Source organism: Deinococcus sp. (genome assembly GCF_030523985.1).
Classification (GTDB): Bacteria; Deinococcota; Deinococci; order Deinococcales; family Deinococcaceae; genus Deinococcus.
On record NZ_JAUNHK010000008.1, the window covers coordinates 24251 to 31580 of the forward strand.

The window sequence follows — 7330 nt, forward strand, 5'->3', positions numbered from 1 at the left end:
TGCTGATGCTATGCCTCGCCCTGCCCAAGCCTTCCCCGATATTCAGTCCTTTATCCGTCTGCTGGAGGAACGCGGCGAACTGCTGCGCGTGTCTGCGCCCGTTTCGCGTGACCTGGAAATCACCGAAATCAGTGACCGACTGGTGAAAAAGGGTGGCCCCGCCGTGCTGTTCGAGAACGTGAAGGGCAGCGACTTTCCGGTGGTCATGGGCCTGATGGGGACGCGGGAAAGGATGGCGCTGGCGGTCGGCGTGAACGACCTGGACGAACTCGCCCAGAAAATTCGCGCCCTGATTGACCTGGGGGGCGGCGGCAGCAAGTGGGGGCTGCTGGGCAACCTGCCCAAGCTGCGCGACGCGATGAACCTGCCCCCCCAGCGCGTGCAGACGGCCCCCGTGCAGGAAGTCGTCTGGCGCGGCGACGAGGTTGACCTGAGCAACATCCCGGTGCTGAAGTGCTGGCCCGAGGACGGCGGCCCCTTCGTGACTTTCCCGCTGGTCATCACCAAAGACCCCGAAACGGGCGAGCGCAACATGGGCATGTACCGCATGCAGGTGATGAGCAAGAACACCACCGGGATGCACTGGCAACGCCACAAAACGGGCACGCGGCATCTGGAAAAGGCCAAAGCGCGTGGGCAGAAGCTGGAGGTGGCCGTGGCGATTGGCGGCGACCCCGCGCTGATCTACGCGGCGACCGCGCCCATTCCGCCCGTGCCGGGGCTGAACGAATTCTCGGTGGCGGGTTATCTGCGTGGACAACGCTACCCGGTGGTGCGGGGGCTGACGGTGGATCTGGAAGTGCCTGCCAACGCCGAATTTATCCTCGAAGGCTATGTGGACCCGCAGGAAGAATGGGTGGTGGAAGGGCCGTTCGGCGACCACACCGGCTTTTACACGCTGCCCGACCTTTACCCGCTCTTCCACGTCACCTGTGTGACCATGCGGCGCAACCCCGTTTACCCCGCCACCATCGTGGGCCGCCCGCCGATGGAGGATGCGTACCTCATCGAAGCGTCCGAGCGGCTGTTTTTGCCCGCCGCGCAGCTCATCATTCCCGAAATCGTGGATTACCACATGCCGCCCGCAGGTGTCGCGCACAACTTGGTGGTCGTCAGCATCAAAAAGAGCTATCCGGGGCAGGCGTACAAGGTCGCCAACGGCCTTTTCGGGCTGGGGCAGATGATGTTCGCCAAGGTCATCGTGGTCGTGGATGAAGACGTGAAAGTCAACGACATGGACGCCGTGTGGCGCGAGGTGACGCAAAAGGCGGTGCCGGGGCGCGACACGCTGACCGGACGCGGGCCGATTGACGTGCTCGACCATTCCAGCCGGGGCTGGGGCTACGGCGGCAAGCTGATTATCGACGCGACCACCAAGCGCCCGGAGGAAGTCGGCAGCGGCGTCAGCAGTCGGCCCGAACAGGCGAACGACGTGCTGCCCACCGACCCCCTGACCCTCACGATGGGGCGTACCCTGCGCGAGATTTTTTCGGTTCAGAGTCTCCCCGAAGTCGAGGGCGTGCTGGCGCAGCGGCAGACCCAGGACGGGTACTGGTACGTCTCGCTCGACAAGACCCGCCCCGGTCAGGCCCGCGAAGTGGCCGAGACTTTTGCCGCACACCCCGCCGCGCAGGGCATTCGGCACCTGCTGATTGCCGACGCCGAAACCGACGTGCAGGACGTGGGGGACGTGTGGTGGACCATCCTGAACAACGTGGACCCCGAGCGTGATTGCTGGGTGCTGGAGGGCGTGACGGGCGAGACGCTGCTGGCCTGGGACGGCAGCCGCAAACTCCCCGAAGAGGGCTTCGTGCGCGACTGGCCCAAGAAAATCGTGATGGACGAGGCGGTACGCAACCGGGTGGACGCCCTGTGGCACGTCTGGGGCCTGCCGGAGCAGTGGCGCTGACGAACAGTGCCGGAGCCTGTCCCCGTGCTACAGTCGCCCCCGAACGCGCCACCCGCGCAGCCTCAACCTCTGTGGAGTGTTCCCTAACTTTTATTTCCTCGGCGTCTGCGCGTGCATGAGGCGGAGACAGCATGTCAGACAGCAACAACAACCGGGGCGGCCCACGTCGTCCCCAGAATCAGCAGGGCCAACGCAACCAGAACAACCGCTCCGGCGGCTCACGCCCCGGTCAACCCCGGCCCGCGCCCCTGCCCGAAGCCCGCATGGCCTTTGGCGAGAGCGGCGACTGGGAAGCCGAACCCGTGCAGGGCAGCGCCCGCCAGGGTGACGCGCAACGTTCGGGCGGACAGCGCCAGCAGGGGCAGCGCGGGCAAGGGCAGAACCGCCCCCAGCAGGCCCGCCAGCCCCGTCCCCGCGCCGAAACCCGGCAGATCCAGCCCCAGCGCGAAGAAAAGCCCCGCGCCCTGCACCCCGCCCCCGTCAAGCTGGACAGCCCCGACGACTGGCGCAAACTGCTGGGAGGCCGCGAGCCGACGCCCGTGCAGGAGTACGCCATTCCGCAACTGCTCACCGGGCATGACGTGGTCGCCACCGCCCGCACCGGCAGCGGCAAGACGCTGGCCTTCCTGATTCCGGCGGCGGCGCGGGGCATCGGCTTCACGGCGGGCGGGCGCGGCATGGCTCCGCAAGTCCTGATCGTCTCGCCCACCCGCGAACTGGCGGTGCAAATCCGCGACGTGGCCCGCGAACTCGGCCTCAGCGCCGGGCGCATCACGGGCGGCATCACCCCCGCCGCCACCGTGCGCGAGGCCAGCGAAAAGGGCGTCATCAGCGGCACGCCGGGACGCCTCAAAGACCTCATCGGCAAGGGCGAACTGCGCCTGACCCACGTCAAATATGTCGTGCTGGACGAGGCCGACGAACTGCTCTCGCTGGGCTTCCTCAAGGACGTGGAGTGGATTGTGAACGAAGCCCGCACTCAGGCGGCGCGGCACAACCACGGCGAAATTCAGGTGGCGCTGGCCTCCGCCACTTTCCCCGAAGAGGTGCGCGGTGTGGCGGCACGGGTGCTGCGTAAGCCTGTCCGGATTGACATTGAGCCGCCCAGTCCCGCCGAAACCCGGCCCCTGGCTCCTGGTGAAGTCGCCGCTGCGGGCGAAGGCCGCGCCGAGCACGTCGCCAAAGACACCACCAAAGACGAACTGCTCGAACACGCCGTCAGCGAAATCAGGGAAGCCTTGAAAGAACCGGGCGGCTGCGCGGTCGTGTTTTGCCGCACCAAGGCGCTCACCAAACGCCGCGCCGAGAAGCTGGGGCAGATGCTCCCCGGCGAGGAAGTCGTGCCGCTTGAGGGCAACATGGACCAGCGTAAACGCGAGCGCGTGATGGAGAAGCTGCGTGACGGTACGGCCCGCGTGCTGGTCGCCACCGACATCGCCGGGCGCGGCATCGACCTGCCCGAAGTGCGCTTGGTCATTCACGCCGATGTCGCCACCACTTCCGAAGACCACGTTCACCGCTCAGGCCGCACGGCGCGGGCGGGGCGCGGCGGGCGTAACCTCGTGTTCATCATCCCCGAGCAGCGCCAGCGCTGGGCGCAGGTTCGTCGGGGTCTGCCCGCCCACCTCCACCCACCCAAGACCGACCAAGAACACCTGATCGACAAAGACATTCAGGAAAAACAGGGCCGGGGGTCGGGCAACGGGGTAGACGCCCCCCGCCAGAGCACAGGCCAGAGCGGGCGGGGCCAGGGCGCGAGAGGGCAAAGTGGGCCACGCGGCGGTCGTCCGCAGAGCGGCGGCAGCGGGGGCCGGGGCGGAGAGGGTCGCGGCGGACGCGGGCGGCGCTGAAGCCACACCAGAACACAGGAAAAGCCGGAGGCCCAAGCGTCAGCTTCCGGCTTCTTCTTTTTGCCCGCCCGAGTCTCAGTTCACCCCACGCGCCTTGCCCTGCCACAGTTCGGCCCGCAGGATGAATTTCTGGAACTTGCCGCTGGCGGTCTTGGGCAGATCGTCGCGGAATTCATAGTGCTTGGGAGCCTTGAAGCCTGCCAGATGCCCGCGCACATGCGCCGTGAGGGCCTCGGGCGTGACCTCCTGGCCCGCGTGCAGGGCGATAAAGGCGCAGGGCACCTCGCCCCATTTCTGGTCGGGCATAGCGACCACCACGGCTTCGCGCACGGCGGGATGGGCGTAGAGCACGCCCTCAACCTCCACGCTGCTGATGTTCTCGCCGCCCGAAATAATCACGTCCTTGTTGCGGTCACGGATTTCGATGCGCCCGTCGGGATGGACCACCGCCACGTCGCCCGTGTGGAACCAGCCGTGCTCCAAGGCTTTGGCGGTGGCTTCCTCGTTGCGGTAGTAGCCCTTCATGACCAGATTGCCGCGCACCATGATTTCGCCCAGCGTTTCGCCGTCGTAGGGCACGGGCTGCATCTGCTGGTCGAACACCTCCACCTCGCCCGCCAGAATCATCTCGACGCCCTGTTTGGCAATCAGCGCGGCGCGGCGCGGGGTGGGCAGTTCTTCCTGCGCCGCCGACAGTTCGGCCACCGTAATCAGCGGGCTGGTCTCGGTCAGGCCGTAGACCTGCGTGACATGAAAGCCCAGCGCGTTCATGTCGGCGATGGTGCGGGCGTGGGGCGGGCTGCCCGCCGTCGCCACGCGAATGGGACGCGACACCGGGCGGGCGTGGGCGGGGTCGGTGAGCATGGACAGCACGGTGGGCGCGGCGCAGAGGTGGGTCACGCCGTACTCCTCGATGGCGGCGTAGGCGGCGTCGGCACGCACGGCGGGCAGCGTCACATGGGTCGCCCCCACGCCGAAGGGACTCCAGACCCCGCCCCAGCCGTTGGCGTGAAAGTCGGGGAGGGTGTGCAGATAAACCGTGTCCTGGTCGGCCTTGAAGTAATACAGCGTCTCGATGGCATTGAGCATGGTCGAGCGGTGCGTCAGCATCACGCCTTTGGGGTCGGAGGTGGTGCCGGACGTGAAGTTGATGGTGATGGTGTCGTTCTCGTCCTGCACGGGAATGGACAGCGGGGAGCCGTCCTGCGCGGCGAGGCGGGCCTCGAAATCCTTCCCGGCCTCACCGTTCCCCATCACCCAGACCTCTACGCCCTGTTCGGCGGCGACCTCGCGCACTTTTTCGTGCAGCGATTCGTCCACCAGCAGCAATTTGACCTCGGCGTGGCGCAACTGAAAGGCGTATTCCTCCGGTGTCAGGCGGGTATTGAGCGGCACCAGCACGCTGCCCGCCCAGGGCACCGCCGCGTAGGTCAGCAGGCCGCCGTGCGTGTTGGGCGACAACACCGCCACGTGCTGCCCGCCGTACCCCGCCGCCTGCACCGCGCGGGCGAGTCGAAAAATGCGCTGGCCCCACTGGGCATAGGTAAAGCGCGGCCCGCCGGGTTCGATGACGGCGGTGTGATCGGGGTAGAGTTTCAGGCCACGGCGAACGAGGTCTAGCGGGGTCAGGGGAGTCATCATGCGGGCAACCTCCAGAAAACGGGCGTTTGTTTTGCGGTGCGCTTACTGTACGTCCCGGCTGTGAGGTTGGGCAAAATTCTCTGGACAGGCAGCGGCTTCCTGCCTCTCCCCTACTTCACCGCGAACACCTTCTCCGTCCGCAAGAGTTCGCGGCTGTGTTCGTCCCAGACCAGCACCCGCAGCGTATGTTTGCCCGGCGCGAGAGGCGGCAGGCGGAGGCGGTGCGGCAGGGTTTGCTCAACGGGGACATTCTGCCCGTCCAGCGTGAGTTTGACCCCGCCCACAGGTCGCGCCGTCGTCAGCCACAGCGCCCCGTCCAGGCGGCGGCCCGCGCTCTGGCTGTTCCAGGGGCGCGAGGTCGGCACTTCGCACTCGGCGCAGGTGGCGGCCTGCCAGCTCCCTGCAAAAGCGGGAAAAGCGGCGACCGCCCCAAAACTCCGCCACTTGGCGTCGCTGGCGAACAGGCGGTAATCGTTGCGCCGCGCCTCGGCCTTGCCGTTGTGGTCGCCCGCGTGCATGTCGATGTCGAGCCAGTTGACATTCTTCAGCCGGGGGTACTTCAGCCACGCGCCCCAGTACGTTTCGCGCAGTTGCCGGGCGGCGAACGCGCCGAAGTCCCGATTCGGCGCGGCCCCGCTGCGGTCGGAGGCGGCGTATTCGGACAGTTGAATGGGGTGTCTGGGCGCATACTGGCGATAAAAGCCGTCCAGCACGGCCAGCGGGTGCGCGGTCAGGCGGGGCTTCTCGGGGTCGCCATTCTCGAACGGCACCGAGTAGAGGCTCAGGCCCGCCCAGTCCACTGCTGCCGGGCCAGGATAGTACTCGGCAATTTTGGCGAGGTCGCCCGGCATCGGCATCCAGACCAGAGCCACGTTGGGGGCCTCGGCGTGCAGAATCCGTGCCACCCGCGCAAAGGTGCGGCGGTAAAGCGCGGGGTCACGGCCCCAGTCGTTTTGCGGGTCGTTCATCTCGGAGGCGAAACGGATGAAGATGGGGAGCCCCGCCGCCTTCGCCTCGCGGGCAAAGGCCAGAATCACCCCGTCCGAAAGCTGCGAGAGCGGCATTCCCGGTTCCAGCGCGAGGTGCAGCGCCGCACCACCATCCCGCGCTGCCTGGGCAAAGCGCCCGGGGAAAACCTGGGCGGGGTCATCCGAGGTCGTGAATCTCCAGTACCGAAACGCCACCGCGAAGGGCCGCAGCTTGGGCGCGAGGCGGGCAGGCTGTCCCCACGCACCCTGCACGCCGTCATTGCCGACGTAAATACCCAGCGCAAGGCGGCGGGGCGGCTCCAGGCGGGCGAGCTTGGGCTGGGTCGCTCCCGCTTTGGGAACAATGCGCCGCACTTCCAGTGTCTGCCGAAAGGGGGCGGCGAGGTACTCCAGGGCGCGGGCGGTCATGTCGTCGCCCACGCGCCGATATATGGCGGCGGCCTGGTCGTAGGCGCGGGTCGCCGCCGCGTAGTCGCCCAGCCGCACCTGCGCGTCGGCCAGCGCCCGCCAGCCTGCCGCCGAGGGGTGGCGGGCCATCGCCTGCGCCAGTGCTTCCGCCTCGCGCCGCGCCTGCCGCTGCTGGGGCGTCTGCCCGGAAACGCCACTGGGCGGAGGAACGCGGGGAACGGTGTTGGGAATGGCGATTTGAGCGGGTGCCTTGGGAGTGGCCTGATCGGAAGGGGAAGGGCGAGGGGCCTGCGGCACGGCGGTGGGCGCGGAATCATTCAACTCGGCGTAAGGATTTTCGGCGGGTGCAGTGGTGCTGTTCTGCAAGACGTTCCACTGCGGCAGCGAAAAAGTGATTTGCCCCCCGTCCTGACTTTGGCGGTAGAGCCACAGCCCCGCGCCGAGCAGCAGCAGGCCGAACACGAGCCGAAAAAAGACCCTCACGCAGCAAGTACGCGGGGGTCAGGGGGAAAGTTGCTGGGGGAAGGGCTAAG

The 7330-nt window shown here is 67.4% G+C and carries 4 protein-coding genes; 2 read left to right on the forward strand and 2 right to left on the reverse strand.

The annotated features are described in order from the left end of the window. Positions 1-10: 10 nt before the first annotated feature. Together Q4C89_RS02585 and Q4C89_RS02590 are read left to right on the forward strand one after the other, a co-directional pair. Entirely contained in the window at positions 11-1909 is a 1899-nt protein-coding gene (locus tag Q4C89_RS02585; RefSeq protein ID WP_303101049.1) for a menaquinone biosynthesis decarboxylase, read from the forward strand. Between the two features lie 131 nt (positions 1910-2040). Further along, entirely contained in the window at positions 2041-3759 is a 1719-nt protein-coding gene (locus Q4C89_RS02590; RefSeq protein ID WP_303101050.1) for a DEAD/DEAH box helicase, read from the forward strand. A gap of 75 nt (positions 3760-3834) precedes the next feature. Here the strand turns inward: Q4C89_RS02590 and Q4C89_RS02595 are convergent, their stop codons facing one another. Both Q4C89_RS02595 and Q4C89_RS02600 read right to left on the reverse strand, forming a co-directional pair. Then, on the reverse strand, positions 3835-5400 hold the full coding sequence (locus Q4C89_RS02595; RefSeq protein ID WP_303101051.1) for an acyl--CoA ligase family protein: 1566 nt from the start codon (positions 5398-5400) through the stop codon (positions 3835-3837). Positions 5401-5510: 110 nt separating this feature from the next. After that, the gene (locus Q4C89_RS02600; protein WP_303101052.1) at positions 5511-7280 is read right to left on the reverse strand and encodes a hypothetical protein; all 1770 of its coding nucleotides are present in this window, start codon (positions 7278-7280) and stop codon (positions 5511-5513) included. Between the last annotated feature and the right edge of the window lie 50 nt (positions 7281-7330).